Below are 21,310 nucleotides of genomic sequence, written 5' to 3' on the forward strand. Positions count from 1 at the left end.
AATCGGCGTCGGTCCTATCCCGGCTGCCGCGAGCAAGGAATTTGTCATGTCCCGCAATGCCAGTTCAGGTCCTTCGCAACGTCAGCTTCGCGTCGGCGAACAGGTGCGTCACGCACTTTCCGAGGTGCTGCAGCGCGGCGAAGTGCAAGACGAGGTGATCGAAAACGCCGTGATCTCGATCACGGAGGTGCGCATGTCTCCAGACCTGAAGATCGCCACCGCCTATGTCTCGCTTCTGGGGACCGATGATGGTCAGGCGGTGATCAAGGCATTGGCCAGGAACGCAAAGTTCATTCGCGGCCGAGCCTCAGGCGCACTGCGTCAGATGAAATACATGCCGGAGTACCGTTTCCGGCTCGATACCAGCTACGACAACATGGCCAGGATCGACCAGCTGCTGCGCTCGCCGGAAGTCGCGCGCGATCTGGGCGACGACGACAAAGAAGAGAATTGATGTCGCGACATCGCAAGAAGAAGGGCCGGCCCGTCTCCGGCTGGATCGTGCTCGACAAGCCGCACGGCATGGGTTCCACCGATGCAGTGTCGAAGATCAAGTGGCTGTATGGCGCCGAGAAGGCTGGCCACGCCGGAACGCTTGATCCCCTCGCCTCCGGAATGCTGCCGATTGCCTTGGGCGAGGCAACCAAGACCGTTCCCTATGTGCAGGACGGCGCGAAGATCTATCGTTTCACGGTGACCTGGGGCCAGGAGCGTACCACCGACGATCTTGAAGGCGAGGTCACCAAAACCTCTGACCTGCGTCCCGACGAGGCGTCCATCCGCGCACTGCTGCCCAACTATACCGGGCTCATCATGCAGACGCCGCCACAGTTCTCGGCGATCAAGATTGCTGGCGAGCGTGCCTATGATCTGGCGCGCGGCGGTGAAGCTGTTGAAATTCCGGCCCGTGAGGTCGAGATTGGCCGTTTCGATCTGCTCGAGATGCCCGATGCGAACACGACTGTGTTCGAGATCGAATGCGGCAAAGGCACCTATGTGCGCTCGCTGGCGCGCGACCTCGGACGTGATCTGGGTTGCTACGGCCACATTTCATTCCTGCGCCGCACGGAAGTCTATCCGTTCACGGCCGACGATCTGGTCACTCTCCCCGAGATCGAAGAAGCGATGGCGAGCGTGCCCATGATTGCTCCCGAGCCGCGCGAAGGCGACGAGCGTCCGCGCTCACCGCGCCCTGGTCCCGAGCAGTGGAAAGCAATGGATACGCTGGTACTCGACACCGGTGCCGCGCTCGACAGTCTTCCGCAGGTGATCGTCAACGACGATTCCGCCAGCCGGTTGCGGCTTGGAAATCCGGTGATCGTGCGTGGTCGCGACGCACCTGCCGAAGCCGAGGAGGCCTGTGCCTTCGCACGTGGTCAGCTGGTTGCGATCGGTGCGATTGAGGCTGGTATGTTCAAGCCGAAGCGGGTGTTTGCCGGCTAAAGCATGTCGCTCGAAATTGGGAACCGGTTTCGGGATCAAGACATGCGTAATAACAAGAACCTAAAGCGCAAGGAGCGGATCTGAAAGATCGCGACGCGCTTTAGGATATGGGCTGGAGTGGCAGGGAAACGACGCTCTCCAGCGCCCAAGTCATTGTTTCGACGCAATTTCCCCCGCACAGCTGGTGTGGGCGATCCGGACCTTATGGTCGCGGATGCATCGGTGCGATCGGTATGCTTGCGAAAGTGAGGTATTTTCCTTACGTCATCTGGCAGGCATAGTTGGTCGCGAACGAGGGGACACCGTGCCGAAGAGAAAGAGAGCGTCAACTGAGGCTGTGGCGACGGCTTCTGCGCCAATGTCGTCGACGCGTTCCGCGCGCCGCGTCGGTCGCATCTCGATTGTCTCAGTTCTCATCTTGCTGATGGCCGCAATCGTCGTGCCTGGCATGTTCTTCTCGCTTGTTCTGCTGCAAAGGAACAATCAGGCCCAGCAGACGATGCTGTCGTCGCTGGCAGAGGTCACCGCCAGCTCCATTACTGAAAGCGTGGACCGTCAGTTGACGGGCATGTTGACGACCCTTCGTGTCCTGGCGACATCACATCACCTCCACTACGACAGCTTTGAGGATTATTATCTAAGGGTCGGAGACGCACTGGCCGGCAGTGGTGCCTATCTCATCGTGACCGATGCGAACTTCCGGCAGCTTATGAATACCCGCATGCCCTACGGCACTGCGCTTGGACCCATCAATGATCTGGAGACCGCCCGGCAGGTCATGACGACTGGCAGGCCCGGCGTTTCGAAGGCGTTTTTCGGCCGGACGGCGGGAAAATGGGTGTTCAATGTCCTGCTGCCAATTCCCAATCCGCGCGGCCTCGCGCGCCTTCTCATCCTTACGCATGACGCTGAGCATCTGGCGCCGGTTCTGGCGAGAAGCAGCCTTCGTGGTGGATGGAACGCGGTCGTCACCGATTCTGACGGCGTGGTTCTGTCTTCGTCGGTTTCGGCCGATGACATCGGAAAGCCGTTCTTTCTGAGCCAGGCCTCGACACCGTCACCGGGTGTCCAGAGTCAGAAAATCAATGTTGGTGGCATCGCCTATGAGTTGATCCAGACCGCTTCCGCCGTCAGTGGCTGGCGGATTTTCGTCTGGGCGCCGTCCGCAACGTTACAGGCTCCGCTCGCCCATTCGCTGCGCATGCTGGCGCTTGGAGGCATCGCACTGGTTGCTATCGGCATTCTCCTGGCGTGGCTGTTGGGCCGACAGATCGCGTCGCCGATCCGCCGTCTGGCACGCGATGCGCGCAGTCTGGGTGCCGGCGAGAAGGTTGAGCCGGTGGATTATCTGGTGACCGAAATCGCCACCGTGTCGCAGGCGCTCGCCCATGCTTCGACTGACAGGCTTGCGGCGGAAAACGAGATCCGCTTCCTCATGCGCGAGGTGGCCCACCGCTCCAAGAACCAGCTGACTGTCGTCTCATCCATCGCAAAGCAGACGGCGCGACACGCCCGGACCCTTCCGGGATTCCAAGACAGTTTTCTCAAGCGTATTCACGGACTCGCTCGCTCAACCGATCTGCTGATCGCTGGCGGTGTGGCTGGCATTGAGCTGCGTGAACTCGTTGATGCGCAGCTGGAGCCGTTCCGTCCCGCGGATGGTGATCGGGTCGAGGTCAAGGGCGATTCCGTGCGCCTGTCTCATCAGGCCGCTCAGACAATCGGTCTGGCCTTGCACGAGCTGGCAACCAATGCGGCAAAGTATGGCGCGTTCTCGATGCCAGAAGGCAAACTCGCCATCAGCTGGAAAACATCCGGCACACACCTCGAAATGGTATGGCGCGAATTTGTACCGAAGATGCGCCGACGTAGTCGGACCACCGGTTTCGGCACAGAGGTGATAGAGCGGATGCTAGGCGGTGCACTTTCCGCTGCCATCGAGCGTATTTTTCATCGCAACGGTCTTGAGTGCCGCTTCTCCATTCCGATGGATCGCTTGCTGCCGGACCGTGAGCCCCGCGCCGCCGAGGTCTGATCCTTCGATTTCACTGGCAATGTGGGTCGTTTTGCCCTATATGCCGCCCCACATACGCTGACGAGGCGCATGTTTAACGGCCCCTGCTGGACGACATCCTGGCTGAGGGCGACCTGTTTCCACTCACATACAAAGGAAAAACGCGATGTCGATTACCGCACAGCGTAAATCGGAACTGTTGGCAGAATTCGCAACCACCAAGGGCGACACCGGCTCGCCGGAAGTTCAGGTTGCAATCCTCTCGGAACGTATCCGCAATCTGACCGAGCACTTCAAGGGCCACAAGAAGGACAACCACTCCCGTCGTGGTCTTCTCGCTCTCGTCTCCCAGCGCCGCAGCCTGCTTGATTATCTCAAGCGCAAGGATGAAGCGCGCTACCAGACGCTGATCGAAAAGCTCGGCCTGCGCCGCTAAGCAATCTGACCGGCGGGCGTAGCGTTCGCCGGTCATTTCTTCCTATCGGGGTGAACATTTCTCACCCCTTCCAGGCTCCGCCTTGATAAGGCAAGGCACGGAGCCGCCCCTGGACAGGGTCATGGGGCAGGATTGCAGGGCGCTTTCGGCGGTTGTCCGTCGCCCGCGCATCATGATCGAAGCGTGTTCGGGTTTCGGCTCTTGATGCACCATTGAAGCGTCCCGTTGTCTTGCCCGTGGCTCGTTCCAAACGAAGCCAGGAGATGGCCGCGCAGCCCGTTGGCAGCCGACCATGTCTCCGCATTGAAGGACAGAATATGTTCAATCACCACAAAGTCGAAGTCGAGTGGGGCGGTCGTCCGCTGATCCTCGAGACCGGCAAGATCGCGCGTCAGGCTGACGGCGCTGTTCTGGCTACCTACGGCGAGACCGTTGTTCTCGCGACCGTCGTGTCGGCCAAGGAGCCGAAGCCCGGTCTCGATTTCTTCCCGCTGACCGTCAACTACCAGGAAAAGACCTTCGCCGCCGGCAAGATCCCTGGCGGCTATTTCAAGCGTGAAGGTCGTCCGTCGGAAAAGGAAACCCTCGTTTCCCGCCTGATCGACCGTCCGATCCGCCCACTTTTTGCTGAAGGTTACCGGAACGACACGCAGATCGTCGTCACCGTTGTCCAGCATGACCTTGAGAACGATCCAGACATTCTGGCAATTGTTGCCACCTCGGCGGCTCTGACCCTTTCGGGCGTTCCGTTCATGGGTCCGATCGGCGGCGCGCGCGTTGGCTATATCGACGGCGAGTACGTCCTGAACCCGCACATCGACACGATGCCGGAATCGAAGCTCGACCTGGTTGTCGCTGGCACCTCTGATGCCGTGCTGATGGTCGAGTCGGAAGCCCAGGAGCTTCCGGAAGACATCATGCTTGGCGCGGTGATGTTTGGTCATAACGCCTTCCAGCCGGTCATCGATGCGATCATCAAGCTGGCCGAAGTTGCTGCCAAGGATCCGCGCGATTTCACAGCGCCGGATTATTCCGAGCTTGAAGGCGAGATGCTCAAGCTGGTGGAAGGCGAACTGCGCGAAGCCTACAAGAACACCGTCAAGCAGGACCGTTATGCCGCCGTCGACGCCGTCAAGGCGAAGGTGAAGGGGCATTTCACGCCTGCGGAAGGTGAAGAGGCAAAGTGGTCCTCCGAGCAGATCGCAACCGTGTTCAAGGAATTGCAGGCGAAGATCGTTCGCTGGAACATCCTCGACACCAGTTCGCGCATCGACGGTCGCGATCTGTCGACCGTGCGCGCAATCGTGTCGGAAGTCGGCATCCTGCCGCGCACCCACGGCTCGGCCCTGTTCACGCGTGGCGAGACGCAGGCGATCGTGGTGGCAACGCTTGGAACCGGTGAAGATGAGCAGTTCATCGACTCGCTGACCGGCACCTACAAGGAACGCTTCCTGCTGCACTACAACTTCCCGCCCTATTCGGTCGGTGAGACGGGTCGCATGGGTTCCCCAGGTCGTCGCGAAATCGGTCACGGCAAGCTCGCATGGCGCGCAATCCGTCCGATGCTGCCATCGGCTGAGCAGTTCCCGTACACGCTGCGCGTCGTCTCCGAGATCACCGAGTCCAACGGCTCGTCCTCGATGGCTACCGTCTGCGGCACCTCGCTGGCTCTGATGGACGCTGGCGTCCCGCTGCAGAAGCCGGTTGCCGGTATTGCCATGGGTCTGATCAAGGAAGGCGAGCGTTTCGCAGTCCTGTCCGACATCCTTGGCGACGAAGATCACCTCGGCGACATGGACTTCAAGGTCGCGGGTACCGATGCAGGCATCACCTCGCTGCAGATGGACATCAAGATCTCGGGTATCACCGAAGAGATCATGAAGGTCGCTCTAGACCAAGCAAAGGGTGGCCGTGAGCACATCCTCGGCGAGATGGCCAAGGCGATTGCCGAAGGCCGTTCGGAGCTGGGCGAATTTGCACCGCGCATCGAAGTGATGCAGATTCCGACCGACAAGATCCGCGACGTGATCGGTTCGGGCGGCAAGGTCATCCGCGAGATCGTGGAAAAGACCGGCGCCAAGATCAACATCGAGGACGACGGCACGGTCAAGATCGCTTCGTCTAACGGTAAGGAAATCGAGGCTGCGCGCAAGTGGATCCACACGATCGTTGCAGAGCCGGAAGTCGGTGAAATCTACGAAGGCACGGTCGTCAAGACTGCCGACTTCGGCGCTTTCGTCAATTTCTTCGGCCCGAAGGACGGTCTGGTGCATATCTCGCAGCTGGCTGCTGATCGCGTCCAGAAGACCACCGACGTCGTCAAGGAAGGCCAGAAGGTCTTCGTCAAGCTCATGGGCTTTGACGAGCGCGGCAAGGTTCGCCTGTCGATGAAGGTTGTCGATCAGGAGACCGGCAAGGAAATCGTCAAGGAAGCCAAGAAGGAAGACTCGGAAGAGGCCGACGCCTGATTTTCCTGACTGCTTGAACCGGGACGGGCGCGGCCGCAAGGCCTGCGCCCGTTTCCTTTGCAAGGATAGTATCGACGATGAACGATGGATCGCTGAAGACGCTTTTTCATCCCTTTGAGGCCGGATTGCTCGACAGCCCCGGCCTGAATGAACACGTCTTGTTCATCAACGCCCAGCCGGACTTTCGGCTTCCGGAGGGGTTTCCTTCCACAATCACTCTGCAGCAGGATTTCCGGCCGACGTTCCGCGCACTGGAAGCCACGCCGCACACAGTCCGCCCTCAGCCGGACGGCGAGGGCTATGGGTTGGTTCTGGTGCTTGCCGGGCGTCATCGCGGCCAGAATGAACTCTGGATCGCCGAGGCGCTGAAACGCGCCCGCATCGGGGCGCGCATCGTCGTGGCAGGCGGCAAGACCGATGGTGCCGCAAGCCTGCGCAAGCGCATGGCGTCCCTTTATCCCGTCGATGATCACGCTTCCAAGAACCATGGTGTCGTTTTCTGGTTGACGAAAACGGATGGCGACGCGCCAGCCCACGCAATCGAGGCACTCGAAAGCGCCAACCCGCCGCTCATTCTCGACGGCGGTTATCTCACGGTGCCGGGCGTGTTCTCGCAGGAGCACGCGGATGCGGGGTCGACGCTTCTCGTCGCGAACCTGCCATCCAGCCTGAAGGGCCGTGTTGCCGATTTCGGCGCCGGATGGGGATATCTGTCAGTTTCGCTTGCGGGGCTGTCGTCGGAGATCGCGGCCATCGACCTGTTCGAGGCGAGCTTTACCGCCTGCATCGCGGCCAAGGCCAATATGAGCAATCTGGCAGCGAATATCGACTGCCGTGTGCATTGGTACGATTTGCTCAAGGAGCCGGTGGAGCGTCGCTTCGATGCGATCATCATGAACCCGCCATTCCATCAGGGCAGGGCAGCGGAGCCATCCATCGGCGAAGGCATGATCCGCGCGGCGTCTGCGGCCCTCAAGCCGGGCGGCAAGCTGTTCATGGTGGCCAACCGGTCGCTGCAATATGAGCCGCTGCTGCAGGCTGGCTTCGCCCGTTCGGGCGAGACCGTCAGAGACGAGCGCTTCAAGGTCCTCTGGGCGGTACGCTGAAAACAAAAAAAGCCGGGAGATCACATTGATTTCCCGGCTCTTTAATTATTGCTCGATCAGTCCTGATCTGTGCGCTTCAACTCTTCCAGCGTCGGCATCGAAACGACGTGATAGCCCGAATCGACATAGTGGATTTCACCGGTCACCGCCGACGACAGGTCTGACAGCAGGTAGAGCGCGGAGCGGCCAACTTCATCCGGGCCGATGGCGCGACGCAGCGGCGAATTGCGCTGCTGGTAGGTGTACATCAGCCGCGCATCGGCGATTCCTGCGCCTGCAAGGGTGCGCACCGGGCCAGCCGACAGGCCGTTGACGCGGATGCCGCGTGGGCCATAGTCGTTGGCAAGATAGCGCACGCTGGCTTCCAGTCCGGCCTTGGCAACGCCCATGACGTTGTAGTTCGGCATCACCCGCACCGAACCCGCATAGGTCAGCGTCAGCATCGAGCCGCCGTCGTTCATCATGCCGGCCGCATGGCGGGCAACTTCGGTGAACGAGTAGCAGGAGATCACCATCGTGCGCACGAAATTGTCGCGCGTGGTGTCGGCATAAAGACCCTTCAGCTCGTTCTTGTCGGAGAAGCCGATCGCGTGGACGATGAAGTCCAGCGATCCCCACTCGGCCTTCAACGTATCGAACACCGAGGCAACCGAGGCGCTGTCTTCGACATCGCAGGGCAGCACCAGCTTGGTGCCAATCTTTTCGGCCAGCGGCTTCACGCGGCGGCCAAACGCATCACCCTGATAGGTGAATGCCAGTTCCGCGCCGTGCTTTGCCAGTTCCTGCGCGATTGCCCAGGCGATCGAGTGGTCGTTGGCAACGCCCATGATCAGGCCGCGTTTGCCCTTCATCAATCCGTCCATCTGTAGTGCCCCCGATCAGCCCTGGTAGCGCTGGAACACCAGCGTCGCGTTGGTGCCGCCAAACCCGAACGAGTTCGACAGGACCGTGTCGATCTTGGCGTTGTCGATGCGCTCGCGCACGACCGGCATGCCTTCGAATTCAGGGTCGAAATTCTCGATATGCGCGCTTTCGCCGATGAACCCGCCCTGCATCATCAGGATCGAGTAGATCGACTCCTGTACGCCAGCCGCGCCCAGCGAGTGGCCGGTGAGGGACTTGGTCGAGGTGATAGCCGGCAGCTTGTCGCCGAACACTTCACGGATCGCGCCCATTTCCTTGGAATCGCCGACCGGGGTCGAGGTGCCATGGGTGTTGATGTAATCAACGTCGCCGGTCACCGTGGACAGCGCCTGGCGCATGCAGCGGATGGCACCTTCGCCGGAAGGCGCGACCATGTCGAAGCCGTCTGAGGTCGCACCATAGCCGACGATCTCGGCATAGATGGTCGCGCCACGCGCCTTGGCGTGCTCGAGTTCCTCAAGAACCAGAACGCCAGCGCCGCCGGCGATAACGAAACCGTCGCGGTTGAGGTCGTAGGCGCGTGAGGCGGAAGCCGGCGTGTCGTTGTATTTGGAGGACATTGCGCCCATCGCATCGAACAGGTTCGACATTGTCCAGTCGAGATCCTCATGGCCGCCAGCGAACACCACGTCCTGCTTGCCCCACTGGATCAGCTCATAGGCGTTGCCAATGCAGTGCGCCGAAGTCGAGCAGGCCGAGGAGATCGAGTAGTTGACGCCGTGGATCTTGAACCAGGTCGCAAGCGTTGCCGAAGCGGTCGACGACATTGCCTTGGGCACGGCGAACGGCCCGATGCGCTTTGGGCTGTTGTTCTTCGCGGTGATCTCGGCAGCTTCCACGATGGTCTTGGTGGACGGGCCGCCGGAGCCCATGATGATGCCGGTGCGCTCGTTGCTGATGTCGCTGTCTTCCAGACCCGACGAGGCGATCGCCTGCTGCATGGCGACATGGTTCCACGCCCCGCCCTTGTGCAGGAAGCGCATGGCGCGCCGGTCGACCAGATCGGTCGGGTCCAGCGTCGGCATGCCCCACACCTGGCTGCGGAAGCCGTGCTCGGCAAAGTCATTCGAGAATGAAATGCCGGATTTTGCGTCCCGCAGGGATGCTTGGACTTCGTTCGCATCATTTCCGATTGCGGAAACGATACCGATCCCGGTTACGACCACTCGTCTCATGTGAGGCTCCCTTATCTGGGCTTGGCGATGCATGCCTGGGCCGAAGCTCAGGCAGCTTCCTGCTTGGAAAGGCCCACGCGCAGGTCGCTGGCCTTGTAGATCTGTTCACCGTCTGCCTTGAGCCAGCCATCGGCCGTGCCCAGAACCAGACGACCGCGCATGACGCGCTTGAAGTCGATGCCGTACTCGACCTTCTTCACCGAAGGCGTCACCATGCCCTTGAACTTCACTTCGCCGGTCGACAGCGCCATGCCCTTGCCGGGCTCGCCGAGCCAGCCAAGGAAAAAGCCGGTCAGCTGCCACATGGCGTCGAGGCCAAGGCAGCCTGGCATGATCGGGTTGCCGGGGAAGTGGCATGGGAAGAACCACAGGTCGGGATGGATTGCGAGTTCTGCGCGGACAAAGCCCTTGTCGAATTCGCCGCCAGTTTCACTGATTTCCGTGATGCGGTCGAACATCAACATTGGCGGAGCAGGCAACTGGGCGTTGCCGGGACCGAAAAGTTCCCCTCTGGAGCAGGCAAGAAGGTCTTCGTATTCGTAGCTCGACTTTTGTTCGAACATGGTCCTCGCTCTTTCGTCCCCTGGGGCCGGTCCTGGCCGTTTGACTGCGACCGCTGGCCGCCTTAGTGGGAATTCCCTACCACAGACTGTTTGGCGCGGGAAACCGTCGAGGGCTGTATTCCGCAGCTATTGCCAGGTCAATCGGCTGCTATTGATCGATTAAGCCCGAACGAATATATGTTGTCATGGTGGACACACCAAGAAATTGGCTCCAAGCGTCAGAAAATCTTTGGAAAAAGGACGAGTGCCGGCTTGATAGAAGCACCCTTTGAGCATTGGGAGAGCACCGAGAAACGCGTGCGCGAGGCTGGACTGCGGCCCACGCGTCAACGCGTCGCGCTTGCTGGCTTGCTTTTCGCCAAGGGAGACCGGCACCTTTCCGCTGAAGAGCTTCATGAAGAAGCCGTCAGCGCCGGCGTCGCGGTTTCGCTCGCCACCGTCTACAATACGCTGCACCAGTTCACCGGTGCCGGATTGTTGCGTATTCTGGCGATCGAGGGTGCACGCACCTATTTCGACACCAATACCTCAGATCACCACCATTTCTTCATCGAAGGTGAGAATAGGGTGATGGATATCGGGTCTGGTCCCGTTTCGGTGACCAACCTGCCTGAGCCACCAGAGGGCATGGAAATCGCAAACGTCGATATTATCGTACGATTGCGTCCGAAGTCGAACTGACCCACCAGTTCTGATAGGCCAGCTTTCACTTGAAGCTATGTCTCGCAAACCTGCGATTGACCCCGTGTGCCCGTCATGGTGAAAGCGGCGGGTAATCAATCGCCTGCCAGCAGCATCGGAGGAATCAAGATGACGCAGTATGTCGAAATTCACGGTCTGAAAGTCGCACAGGCGCTTCAGCAGTTCGTGGAAACCGAGGCGCTTCCAGGAACGGGTGTAGTCGCGGACGCTTTCTGGTCGGGTTTTTCGGCCATTGCGCATGAACTCGCTCCGAAGAACAAGGCTTTGCTCGCCAAGCGTGGTGAGTTGCAGGCCAAGATCGACGCCTGGCATCGCGAAAACGGTGCGCCTTCCGATTTCGGCGTCTATCAGGACTTCCTGCGCGAGATCGGCTACCTCCTGCCGGAAGGCCCGGAGTTCAAGGTGTCGACGGCAAATGTCGATCCGGAAATCGCGACCATGGCCGGACCGCAGCTGGTGGTGCCGGTGATGAATGCGCGCTACGCCCTCAACGCCGCCAATGCGCGCTGGGGCTCGCTCTACGATGCGCTTTACGGCACCGATGCCATTTCGGAAGAAAATGGCGCCGACAAGGGCAAGGGCTACAACCCTGTGCGCGGCGACAAGGTCATCGCCTGGGCGCGCAACTTCCTCGACACCAGCGCGCCGCTTGAAGGTGCCAGCTGGGTCGACGTGAAAAGCCTTGCCGTTGCTGACGGTCGCTTGTCGGTTGCGCTTGAAAACGGCACCACGACTGGCCTTGCCGACGCAGCACAGTTCGCCGGCTACCGTGGCGATGCCGCGACGCCCTCGTCGATCCTGCTACGCAAGAACGGTCTCCACGCCGAAGTCGTGATCGATCGGGACAGCCCGATCGGCAAGACTGACAAGGCCGGCATTGCCGATGTGATCCTCGAATCGGCACTCTCCACCATCCAGGACTGCGAAGACTCGATCGCCGCCGTCGATGCGGAGGACAAGGTCGATGTCTACCGCAACTGGCTCGGCCTGATGAAGGGCGACCTCGCTGAGGAAATCGAGAAGGGTGGCAAGACGTTCACCCGCAAGCTGAACCCTGATCGCGACTATACCGCGCCGGATGGCTCCAGCCTGACCTTGCCGGGTCGTTCGCTGATGCTGGTGCGCAACGTTGGTCACCTGATGACCAACCCCGCGATCACCCTGCAGGATGGCAGCGAGATTCCAGAAGGCATCATGGATGCCGCCATCACCGCGCTGATCGCGCTGCATGACGTTGGGCCGAACGGCCGCCGCGCCAACAGCCGCGCCGGTTCGATGTATGTCGTCAAGCCGAAGATGCATGGCCCGGAAGAAGTCGCTTTGGCCGTCGAGCTGTTCGACCGTGTTGAAAAACTGGTCGGCATGACGCCCAACACCATGAAGATGGGCATCATGGACGAAGAGCGTCGCATGACGGTCAATCTCAAGGAAGCGATCCGCGCTGCCAGCGAGCGCGTCGTGTTCATCAATACCGGCTTCCTTGATCGCACCGGCGACGAAATCCATACCTCGATGGAAGCGGGCCCGATGATCCGCAAGGGCGACATGAAGCAGTCGGCCTGGATTGCCGCCTACGAACAGTGGAACGTCGATATCGGCCTCGAATGCGGCCTGTCCGGTCATGCGCAGATCGGCAAGGGCATGTGGGCGATGCCTGACCTGATGGCGGCGATGCTTGAGCAGAAGATCGTGCATCCGAAGGCCGGCGCGAACACCGCATGGGTTCCGTCTCCGACCGCAGCCACGCTGCACGCCACGCACTATCACATTGTGAACGTGCAGGCTGTTCAGAACGAGCTCAAGAGCCGCGAGCGCGCAAAGCTGACCGACATCCTGTCGATCCCGGTTGCCGTGCGTCCAAACTGGACTCCGGAAGAAATCCAGTACGAACTCGACAACAATGCCCAGGGCATTCTGGGCTATGTCGTGCGCTGGATCGATCAGGGCGTTGGCTGCTCCAAGGTGCCGGACATCAACGATGTCGGCCTGATGGAAGATCGCGCGACGCTGCGCATCTCGGCGCAGCACATGGCCAACTGGCTGCATCATGGGGTCGCAACCAGCGATCAGGTGATGGAGACGATGAAGCGCATGGCAGCTGTCGTTGATCGTCAGAACGCGGATGATCCGCTCTATCGTCCGATGGCGGCTGACTTCGACAATTCGATCGCTTTCCTTGCCGCCTGCGACCTGGTGTTCAAGGGCCGCGAGCAGCCGAGCGGCTACACGGAGCCCGTGCTCCATGCGCGCCGTCTGGAGCTCAAGGCGCGCGACCGGGGCTGACACGACCAGGGGGCGCCGTTGCGCATTCTCGCCATCGATACGGCAGCAAGTCTTTGCGCGGCCTGTGTGTTTGACACGCAGGCCGGCGAACTTGGCCGCTCGGTTCTCGACCTTGGAAAAGGTCACGCCGAGCATTTGATGGGCGTGATCGACGCGGCGCTCGCCAACGCGAACATTGCGATGGACGACCTCGACGCTGTTGCCGTTTCGGTCGGGCCGGGATCGTTCACGGGTGTGCGTGTCGGCGTGGCCACCGCTCGAGGGCTCGCCCTTGCACTTGGCAAGCCTGCAATAGGCATCACAACTCTTGAAGCGCTCGCGCTTGGCGCGCGGGATGCTGATGGACCACGCCCGACGCTCGTGCGGATCGAGGCGGGCCGTGGACAGGCCTATGTCGCCGAGTTTGCCGCAGATGGTACGCCGACGCGCGCGCCCGTTGCGCTCTCGCTCGAAGAGGCCGACCGCCTCGTCTCCGATGCCGATGCGCAGACCCTCGTAATCGCAGGCCGCTCCACAAGCGACGTTCTTGCTTATGCGCAATTGGCGGCGGCCAAACTGGCTGCCAATCCCGGCGCGGTGCCTGAGCGCCCGAAACCGCTCTACCTGCGCGATGCCGATGCCAAGCCTCAGGGGGACTTCGCCCTGCCGCGAAAGTCCGGCGCATGAAGCTGCCCTTTCTTGGCGTCGATTTTGTGGTTGAGGCACTTGGCGAAGACGACGTTCGCCACCTTCCGGCACTCCACGCCGAAGATTTTGTCCGGCCGTGGACGACACATGAATTTGCCAGCCTCCTCGAGCAGGATCCGGTGTTCGGTTTTGCCGTGCGGCAGGTAGGTACACGCAACAATGCGCTTGCCGGTTTCGTCCTTGCCCGGCTGGTGGCGGGCGAGGGCGAAATCCTCACCATCGCCGTGGCACGCGCCCACCGCCGCCGCGGTCTTGGCCGCGACCTGATGGAGGCGGTGCTGCGCGAACTTCACGCCCAGCGCGCCGAGGCCCTTTTCCTTGAGGTCGACGAGACCAATGCTGCGGCCAGCGCGCTCTATCGCCGCCTTGGTTTCCGTGAGGTCGCGCGCCGTCCTGCCTATTATGAACATACGGGAACAACACGGCGCACCGACGCGCTGGTCATGCGGCGTGATCTGCGATGATCGGCTGGCTGCGGCTTGTCCTCGGTCTTGCCATCGTTGCCATCGCCACGCCGCCGATGGCGCTGTGGCAGATGATGGCGCTGCGCACGGGGTGGGCGGACGAGGGCACCGCGCCCCGCTTGTGGCATCACCTCGTCACCCGCGTCCTTGGCATCCGCATCCATGTCCATGGCCAGATGGCAACCCAGCGCCCTCTGCTCATTGCGTCCAACCACATCTCCTGGACCGACATCATGGTACTCGGCTCGCTTGCCGATCTGCATTTCATCGCCAAGTTGGAAGTTGGGTCTTGGCCGCTCCTCGGTCGTCTCGCAAAACTCCAGCGTACGGTGTTTGTCGACCGCGGCGCACGCCGCAAAGCGGGCGCGCAGGTCGGTGAGATCGCCAGTCGCATCTCTGATGGCGACCCGATGGTGCTGTTCCCCGAGGGCAGCACCGGCGATGGCAACGTCCTGCTGCCGTTCAAATCGACATTGTTTGCCGCAGCGGCGTCAGCCATGAACGGCGAAGGCGGCGAGCCGCCGGTGATTCAGCCGGTCGCCATCGTCTATACCCGCCTGCAGGGCCTCCCGATGGGCCGCGGGTTGCGCCCGCACATCGCCTGGATCGGCGACCAGACGCTGGTGCCTCACCTCACGTCGCTGCTGCGCACGGGGGCGGTAGACGTCGAGGTGCATTTCGGCACGCCGATCAGCGTCGGGCCCGGTCTTAGCCGCAAGCACCTTGCCCGCGATGTCGAACAGCAGGTGCGCATGATGATGGCGGCTGCGCTCAGGAACCCGCGCTGACCGACCCGATATCGCGATCCTGCTCCAGCGTCAGCGGCACGATCTGACGCTCATCGACCGCTGGTGGCAAAGGTGCTGGGCGGGATGCCGGCGCGCGTGGTGCCGTAGCGCAACCGACCAGCATCGCTACCAGACCGAACACGAGGATCGCCTGCAAATTTCGGCGCATCCGCCTACTTCGCTGCCGTGTCGAGCCAGATCGTCACCGGTCCGTCATTGACCAGAGCAACCTTCATGTCAGCACCGAAGATGCCGTTCGCGACGGGAACATTCTGCGCCGCAACGACGCCTGAAAAATGCTCATAGAGCCGCTTGCCCTCATCGGGCGCGGCTGCCGTTGAAAATCCGGGACGGTTGCCCTTGGTTTCGGCTGCCAGCGTGAACTGGCTGACTACCAGCGCCGATCCACCAATATCGGCGAGCGAGCGATTCATGCGTCCGTTCTCGTCAGAGAAGATTCGCAGCTTGACGATCTTCTGCGCCAGCCACTCGGACTCCGCTTCGCTGTCGCCCTGCATCGCACACACGAGGACGAGCAACCCCGCACCGATCTCCCCCACCACTTCCCCGTCAACCGTCACCGATGCCGAGGAAACCCGTTGTAACAGCGCGCGCATGTGCAAGCCTCTTTATGTCAAACGAATGCGGGAGAACCTAACCTTGGCTTGCTGTGAAAGAGCTTAAGACGCCGCGTGCTCGTCACCAGCAAGTTCAGGCAGTGCCATCCTGCAATTGCGATCTACGTCGAAAACACAAAAGGCCGCGCGAGGGCGTCGCACGGCCTTTTGTCTTTAATCTTCAAGAAAGTCGGGCCCACACCTACTCGTCGCCCATCTTCAGCGCTTCGATGAAAGCCGTCTGCGGGATTTCGACGCGGCCGAACTGGCGCATGCGCTTCTTGCCTTCCTTCTGCTTTTCCAGAAGCTTGCGCTTGCGCGACACGTCGCCGCCATAACACTTGGCCGTCACGTCCTTGCGCAGGGCCGAGATGGTTTCGCGCGCGATCACCTTGCCGCCGATTGCTGCCTGGATCGGAATCTTGAACATGTGCTTGGGGATCAGATCCTTGAGCTTCTCGCACATCACACGTCCACGCTTCTCGGCGGCCGAACGGTGAACCAGCATCGACAGTGCGTCGACCGGCTCTTCGTTGACGAGGATCGACATCTTGACGAGGTCGCCCTCGCGATAGTCGGTCAGCTGGTAGTCGAACGAGGCGTAGCCCTTGGAGATCGACTTGAGGCGATCGTAGAAGTCGAACACGACTTCGTTGAGCGGCAGATCGTAGGTCACCATGGCGCGCTTGCCGACATAGGACAGGTCGGTCTGCAGCCCGCGTCGGTCCTGGCACAGCTTGAGGATTGCGCCGAGATAGTCGTCCGGCGTCATGATCGTGGCGCGAATCCACGGCTCTTCGATATGGTCGATCTTGACCACGTCGGGCATGTCGGCCGGGTTGTGGAGCTCGATCATCGAGCCGTCATTCATGTGCATGTGATAGACCACAGACGGCGCGGTGGCGATCAGGTCGAGGTTGAACTCGCGCTCCAGCCGCTCCTGAATGATCTCCAGATGCAACAGGCCAAGGAAGCCGCAGCGGAAGCCGAAGCCGAGCGCTGCCGAGGTCTCCATCTCGAACGAGAACGAGGCGTCGTTGAGGCGCAGCTTGCCCATGGCAGCGCGCAGATCCTCGAAGTCGTCCGCGTCGACCGGGAACAGGCCACAGAACACCACCGGCTGTGCCGGCTTGAAGCCGGGCAGAGCGGCGGCGGTCGGACGCTTTTCGTCAGTGATGGTGTCGCCGACGCGGGTGTCGGCCACTTCCTTGATCGAGGCGGTGATGAAACCGATCTCGCCGGGGCCAAGCTGGTCGACCATGACCATCTTGGGCGTGATGACGCCGACGCGGTCGACGCCATACTTGGCGTTGGTCCCCATCATGCGGATGTTCTGGCCCTTCTTCAGCGTGCCGTCGATGACCCGCACCAGCACGATCACGCCGAGATAGGTGTCGTACCAGGAGTCGACCAGCATCGCCTTCAGCGGCGCGTTGATGTCGCCTTCCTTGGGTGCGGGCAGCTGGTGGACGATGGCCTCCAGAACATCGTCGATGCCGATGCCGGTCTTGGCCGAGATCAGCACGGCCTCGGAGGCGTCGATGCCGATGACTTCCTCGACTTGCTCGCGAACCCGGTCGGGCTCGGCGGCGGGAAGGTCTACCTTGTTCAGGACGACGACGATCTCGTGATTGTTGTCGATCGCCTGATAGACATTGGCGAGCGTCTGCGCCTCGACGCCCTGCGAGGCGTCGACGACGAGCAGCGAACCCTCGCACGCAGCCAGCGAACGCGAGACTTCATAGGCGAAGTCGACGTGGCCGGGCGTGTCGATCAGGTTGAGGACATAGTCCTCGCCATTGCGCGCCTTGTACTCAAGGCGAACGGTATTGGCCTTGATGGTGATGCCGCGTTCGCGCTCGATGTCCATGGCATCGAGCACCTGCTCCTTCATCTCGCGCATTTCCAGCGATCCGGTCATCTGGATCAGCCGGTCGGCGAGGGTGGATTTGCCATGGTCGATATGGGCGACGATGGAGAAATTGCGGATGTGAGAGAGCGGTGTTGTCATTGCCGCGCTTTAGCAGGGGCAGCAAGGGTTAACAAGCGTTGCGATGATCGCAGGGCGCTGGCCGGCGCGATATGCAATTTAAAGTTGCTTTTTCCTTAAAATACATCTTAAGTTGTAGTGTGTCTGATTGGGGCAGGCATGGGGCGCGCGAATGGCTGTTTGGCGGGGCGGCCATTCGCGACAGCCTCGCGTTTGGCGGAGGCAGACATGGAGATCGAGGCGTTTATGACGCGCTGGACATCACGCGAAGGTGGTGCCGAGCGTGCGAATTTCCCGATGTTCGCGACCGAGGTGTGCGATCAGATCGGTGTGGCGCGTCCAGATCCCGCTGGGTTTGAGCGTAAATACAATGACTATGTGTTTGAGCGGGCGGTGCGGCGGCGCGATTGCACCGATGCCGTGTCGTCGCTGCGCATAGATCTTTACAAGCGCGGTTGCTTCATCATGGAAGCCAAGCAGTCGCGACTGCCGGGCGGGTATAAAGCGATGCCGCAGCGCTACGAGACGCTGGCGCATGCGTCGGAGTCCGGCCAATGGGACATGCAGATGCGCAATGCGCGCCAGCAGGCTGAAAATTACGGCCACCTGCTCGACCCGGATCATCCGGCGCCGCCGTTCATCATCGTCTGCGACGTTGGCCGCGTGTTCGAGCTGTTCGCCGATTTTTCCGGCACCGGGCGTGGCTACAGTCAGTTTCCGGACCGCAAGAACTTTCGCGTGCCGATTGAGGCGCTGCGTCGGCCGGAAGTGCGCGAGATGTTTGCGCGGATCTGGACTGATCCCTACAGTTTGGATCCCGCACGCCAAACCGCTCGGGTGACCACGGCGATCGCCGAGCGCCTAGCGGTGGTCGGCCGTTCGCTTGAAAAGAGATATCCGGCCGAAGAGGTGGCGCTTTTTCTGATGCGCTGCATCTTTTGCATGTTCGCTGAAGATGTGGATCTGCTGCCGAAAGGAAAGTTCACGGCGCTGCTGGGAGGAGTGTGGCGGTCGGTCACCGGCAACGCTGGTGCAGATGCTGCATGATCTTTGGGGGAAGATGGATAATGCGGATCACAATCAGCGTTACTTCTCGTATTTTTGCGCCGACGTCCGGCATTTCAACGGAAATCTCTACCGTAACGCCCGCATCCTCGAACTGAGTGGTGAGGAAATCGGCGAACTGGCAGCGGCTGCAAAGCACAACTGGATCGACGTTGATCCCGCGATCTTCGGCACGCTGCTGGAGCAGGCGCTGGATCCGACGGAGCGGCGCAAGCTTGGAGCCCACTACACACCGCGTGCCTATGTCGAGCGGCTGGTTGAGCGGACCATCCTTGACGTGCTGCGCGATGAATGGCGTGCGGTGTTAAAGAAGGCCGAAGACGCCAGGGAGTGCGCCGACGAGCGCAAGGCACTGGCGCTGGTTCAGGCCTTCCATCGCCGCTTGTGCACGACGACGGTGCTCGATCCAGCCTGCGGGACCGGGAATTTTCTCTACGTCGCGCTTGAGATGATGACCAAGCTTGAGGGCGAGGGGCTTGAAACTCTCGCAGGGCTCGGCGGCAACGAGGTGCTTGGTCTCGACGACGAAACCGTCAGTCCACGGCAGTTTTTCGGTCTGGAGAAAAATCCGCGCGCCGCAGCAATTGCCGAGCTGGTGGTTTGGATCGGCTATCTGCAACAGCATTACCGTACCCGAACCGGGCACCCGAAGGAGCCGATCCTGCGCACGCTCGACACCATCAATTTCGGCCGCCGCACTGGGTATGACGCCGTGCTTGCCGGTGGTTGCGGTGATGGGATTGCGCTGGCGGAAAGCGATGCGGAGCCGCGACGACCAGAGTGGCCGGAGGTGGAGTTCATCATTGGCAATCCGCCGTTTCTTGGCGGTAAGGATATCCGCGCGCGCTTGGGCGCCGACTATGCGCAAGCTCTTTGGCATGCGCATCCGCAAATCAACAGGAGCGCCGACCTCGTTATGTATTGGTGGGACCGGGCTGCGGAACTCCTGACGCGCAAGGGCACGAAGCTGAAGCGCTTCGGGTTCGTGACCACGAATTCGATCAGTCAGGTTTTCCAGCGACGGGTGATGGAGCGGCATCTCAACGCGGACAAACCGGTCAGCATCCTGTTTGCCATACCAGACCATCCCTGGACGAAGGCGACAAAGGATGCAGCGTCGGTCCGCATCGCGATGACAGTGGTGGAAAAGGGAACGCGGGAAGGGCAGCTCTACACGGTGAGCCATGAGCAAGGACTGACGAGCGATACACCGACAATCGACTGCATTGTCCGCAACGGAGTTATCAATGCTGATCTTTCGGTTGGTTTGGAGTTGACGCGAGCGGGTGCCCTGAAAGCCCAAACAGGGCTATGTTCAAGGGGCGTTCAATTGATGGGTGCTGGTTTCATCGTGGACGCTAGCCGACTGGAGCAGCTTGGCTTCGGTAGCCGCCTTGGGTTTGATGACTACGTTCGTCCTTATCGCAACGGCAAAGATCTCACCGACCGTCCGCGGAACAAGATGGTGATCGATCTGTTCGGTTTATCCGCACAGGAGGTCAGAACCAGATTTCCGGAAATCTATCAGTATCTCACCGAGCGGGTCCGCTACGATTTGGGGGCTGACGGCAAACCCAAGACTGACAAGGATGGGCGCAGGACTGGACGCGAGTGGAACAATCGCGCGTCATATCGGGAGACATGGTGGAGCTTCGGGGAGCCGCGCAGAAACCTGCGACCGGCATTGGAGGGGCTTGAGCGTTACATCGTCACCGTAGAAACGGCAAAGCACCGAGTGTTTCAGTTTTTGGATACCAGTATACTGCCTGACAACAGGCTGGTGTGTTTTGCAACGCAGGACGCCGCTCATCTGACGGTGCTATCGTCGCGAGTACATCTGATTTGGGTGCAGGCCAACAGTGGACTGCTAGAGGATCGACCGATCTATACGAAGTCCCGCTGCTTCGATCCGTTTCCCTTTCCCGACCCGTCTTTCGTTCTGCGCCAGCACCTGCGTTCGGCGGGCGAAGAGCTTGACGCGCTGCGCAAGCGGGTTCTGGACGAACATGCCGATCTCACCCTGACAGGGCTCTACAATGTCCTGGAGAAGGTGAAGGCGGGAGCAGCGTTGTCTGCCAGGGAGGAGGCTGTGAAGCAGCGCGGTTACGTGCTGATCCTGAAGGATTTGCAAGAGACGATCGACCGCCTGACGGTCGCTGCCTATGGCTGGCCGCAGGATCTTTCCGATCATGACGTGCTGACACGGCTGGTTACGCTCAACGCTGAACGTGCGCGCGATGAGGCCGAGGGCCGCGTACGATGGCTGCGGCCGGACTATCAGATGCCGCGTGCGAAAATTCTGGTCGCGAAAACGCAGGAACTGCCACTGGAAGCAATCGTCATCTCGATCGATCGCGGCAAGCCGGTGTTCCCTCGAGATCGCCACGAACAGCCGCTGGCGGTCGAAGCCGTGCTGGCGGCAAGCGGGGGAGCGCTGGACGCGCTGGCTGTCGCGCGGTTGTTCAAGGGCGGCGGGGCGCGGATCGAGCCGAGGGTCGCACAAATCCTGCTGACGCTGGCGCGCTATGGCCATATTTCCGCGCTGCCCGACGGGCGCTTTGTGATGAGGCTGGTCGCATAGTCCA

The 21,310-nt window shown here is 61.0% G+C and carries 19 protein-coding genes; 13 read left to right on the forward strand and 6 right to left on the reverse strand.

Features of this window, described 5'->3' with window-relative positions; translation table 11 throughout:
- Positions 1-46: 46 nt before the first annotated feature.
- From rbfA to BMZ42_RS07425, 6 genes are all read left to right on the forward strand, one after another.
- Complete coding sequence (rbfA, locus tag BMZ42_RS07400) at positions 47-454, forward strand: 30S ribosome-binding factor RbfA (RefSeq protein ID WP_091520486.1); 408 nt, start codon at positions 47-49, stop codon at positions 452-454.
- Positions 454-1,443: a tRNA pseudouridine(55) synthase TruB gene (truB, locus tag BMZ42_RS07405; protein ID WP_091520488.1), complete on the forward strand. Its 990-nt coding sequence runs from the start codon at positions 454-456 to the stop codon at positions 1,441-1,443. Before rbfA ends, truB begins: the two co-directional genes overlap by 1 nt.
- A gap of 358 nt (positions 1,444-1,801) precedes the next feature.
- Complete coding sequence (locus tag BMZ42_RS07410) at positions 1,802-3,478, forward strand: sensor histidine kinase (RefSeq protein WP_091520491.1); 1,677 nt, start codon at positions 1,802-1,804, stop codon at positions 3,476-3,478.
- A 145-nt stretch (positions 3,479-3,623) separates the two neighbouring features.
- Complete coding sequence (rpsO, locus tag BMZ42_RS07415; protein ID WP_091520494.1) at positions 3,624-3,893, forward strand: 30S ribosomal protein S15; 270 nt, start codon at positions 3,624-3,626, stop codon at positions 3,891-3,893.
- A gap of 317 nt (positions 3,894-4,210) precedes the next feature.
- On the forward strand, positions 4,211-6,361 hold the full coding sequence (gene pnp / locus BMZ42_RS07420) for a polyribonucleotide nucleotidyltransferase (protein ID WP_091520496.1): 2,151 nt from the start codon (positions 4,211-4,213) through the stop codon (positions 6,359-6,361).
- Positions 6,362-6,438: 77 nt separating this feature from the next.
- Positions 6,439-7,467, forward strand: a complete 1,029-nt coding sequence (locus BMZ42_RS07425) for a class I SAM-dependent methyltransferase (protein WP_091520498.1) — start codon at positions 6,439-6,441, stop codon at positions 7,465-7,467.
- Between the two features lie 56 nt (positions 7,468-7,523).
- Here BMZ42_RS07425 and fabI read toward each other — a convergent pair whose 3' ends face one another.
- From fabI to fabA, 3 genes are read right to left on the reverse strand one after another with little or no spacing between them, the layout of a single operon-like run.
- Positions 7,524-8,330 carry an enoyl-ACP reductase FabI gene (gene fabI, locus BMZ42_RS07430; RefSeq protein ID WP_091520501.1) on the reverse strand — a complete coding sequence of 269 codons (807 nt, stop codon included), beginning with the start codon at positions 8,328-8,330 and terminating at the stop codon, positions 7,524-7,526.
- Between the two features lie 15 nt (positions 8,331-8,345).
- Positions 8,346-9,566, reverse strand: coding sequence for a beta-ketoacyl-ACP synthase I (gene fabB, locus BMZ42_RS07435; protein WP_091520504.1), 1,221 nt, complete (start codon positions 9,564-9,566; stop codon positions 8,346-8,348).
- A gap of 47 nt (positions 9,567-9,613) precedes the next feature.
- Complete coding sequence (gene fabA, locus BMZ42_RS07440; RefSeq protein ID WP_091520506.1) at positions 9,614-10,129, reverse strand: 3-hydroxyacyl-[acyl-carrier-protein] dehydratase FabA; 516 nt, start codon at positions 10,127-10,129, stop codon at positions 9,614-9,616.
- 252 nt (positions 10,130-10,381) lie between these two features.
- On the opposite strand from fabA, the gene irrA reads away from it, so the two are divergent.
- The 5 genes from irrA to olsA all read left to right on the forward strand — a co-directional run bounded on the left by irrA (position 10,382) and on the right by olsA (position 15,053).
- Complete coding sequence (gene irrA, locus BMZ42_RS07445; RefSeq protein WP_280139862.1) at positions 10,382-10,810, forward strand: iron response transcriptional regulator IrrA; 429 nt, start codon at positions 10,382-10,384, stop codon at positions 10,808-10,810.
- 129 nt (positions 10,811-10,939) lie between these two features.
- Positions 10,940-13,114, forward strand: a complete 2,175-nt coding sequence (locus BMZ42_RS07450; protein ID WP_091520725.1) for a malate synthase G — start codon at positions 10,940-10,942, stop codon at positions 13,112-13,114.
- A gap of 18 nt (positions 13,115-13,132) precedes the next feature.
- Positions 13,133-13,780, forward strand: coding sequence for a tRNA (adenosine(37)-N6)-threonylcarbamoyltransferase complex dimerization subunit type 1 TsaB (gene tsaB / locus BMZ42_RS07455; protein ID WP_091520511.1), 648 nt, complete (start codon positions 13,133-13,135; stop codon positions 13,778-13,780).
- Entirely contained in the window at positions 13,777-14,265 is a 489-nt protein-coding gene (gene rimI, locus BMZ42_RS07460) for a ribosomal protein S18-alanine N-acetyltransferase (RefSeq protein ID WP_091520513.1), read from the forward strand. The genes tsaB and rimI overlap by 4 nt, the downstream gene beginning before the upstream one ends.
- The gene (olsA, locus tag BMZ42_RS07465) at positions 14,262-15,053 is read left to right on the forward strand and encodes a lyso-ornithine lipid O-acyltransferase (RefSeq protein ID WP_091520516.1); all 792 of its coding nucleotides are present in this window, start codon (positions 14,262-14,264) and stop codon (positions 15,051-15,053) included. The genes rimI and olsA overlap by 4 nt, the downstream gene beginning before the upstream one ends.
- Here olsA and BMZ42_RS07470 read toward each other — a convergent pair.
- The 3 genes from BMZ42_RS07470 to lepA form a co-directional block, all read right to left on the reverse strand.
- Complete coding sequence (locus tag BMZ42_RS07470; RefSeq protein WP_091520518.1) at positions 15,037-15,222, reverse strand: hypothetical protein; 186 nt, start codon at positions 15,220-15,222, stop codon at positions 15,037-15,039. The genes olsA and BMZ42_RS07470 overlap by 17 nt on opposite strands.
- 4 nt (positions 15,223-15,226) lie before the next feature.
- Positions 15,227-15,670: a D-aminoacyl-tRNA deacylase gene (dtd, locus tag BMZ42_RS07475; protein ID WP_091520521.1), complete on the reverse strand. Its 444-nt coding sequence runs from the start codon at positions 15,668-15,670 to the stop codon at positions 15,227-15,229.
- Between the two features lie 202 nt (positions 15,671-15,872).
- Complete coding sequence (gene lepA / locus BMZ42_RS07480; protein WP_091520522.1) at positions 15,873-17,681, reverse strand: translation elongation factor 4; 1,809 nt, start codon at positions 17,679-17,681, stop codon at positions 15,873-15,875.
- 207 nt (positions 17,682-17,888) lie between these two features.
- Between lepA and BMZ42_RS18430 the strand changes: the two genes are divergently transcribed.
- Together BMZ42_RS18430 and BMZ42_RS07485 are read left to right on the forward strand one after the other, a co-directional pair.
- Positions 17,889-18,707, forward strand: a complete 819-nt coding sequence (locus BMZ42_RS18430; protein WP_342028929.1) for a type IIL restriction-modification enzyme MmeI — start codon at positions 17,889-17,891, stop codon at positions 18,705-18,707.
- 13 nt (positions 18,708-18,720) lie between these two features.
- Positions 18,721-21,306 carry a class I SAM-dependent DNA methyltransferase gene (locus BMZ42_RS07485; RefSeq protein WP_342028931.1) on the forward strand — a complete coding sequence of 862 codons (2,586 nt, stop codon included), beginning with the start codon at positions 18,721-18,723 and terminating at the stop codon, positions 21,304-21,306.
- The last annotated feature ends 4 nt before the right edge of the window (positions 21,307-21,310 follow it).

This window comes from Aquamicrobium aerolatum DSM 21857 (genome assembly GCF_900113935.1).
Lineage (GTDB): Bacteria > Pseudomonadota > Alphaproteobacteria > Rhizobiales > Rhizobiaceae > Aerobium > Aerobium aerolatum.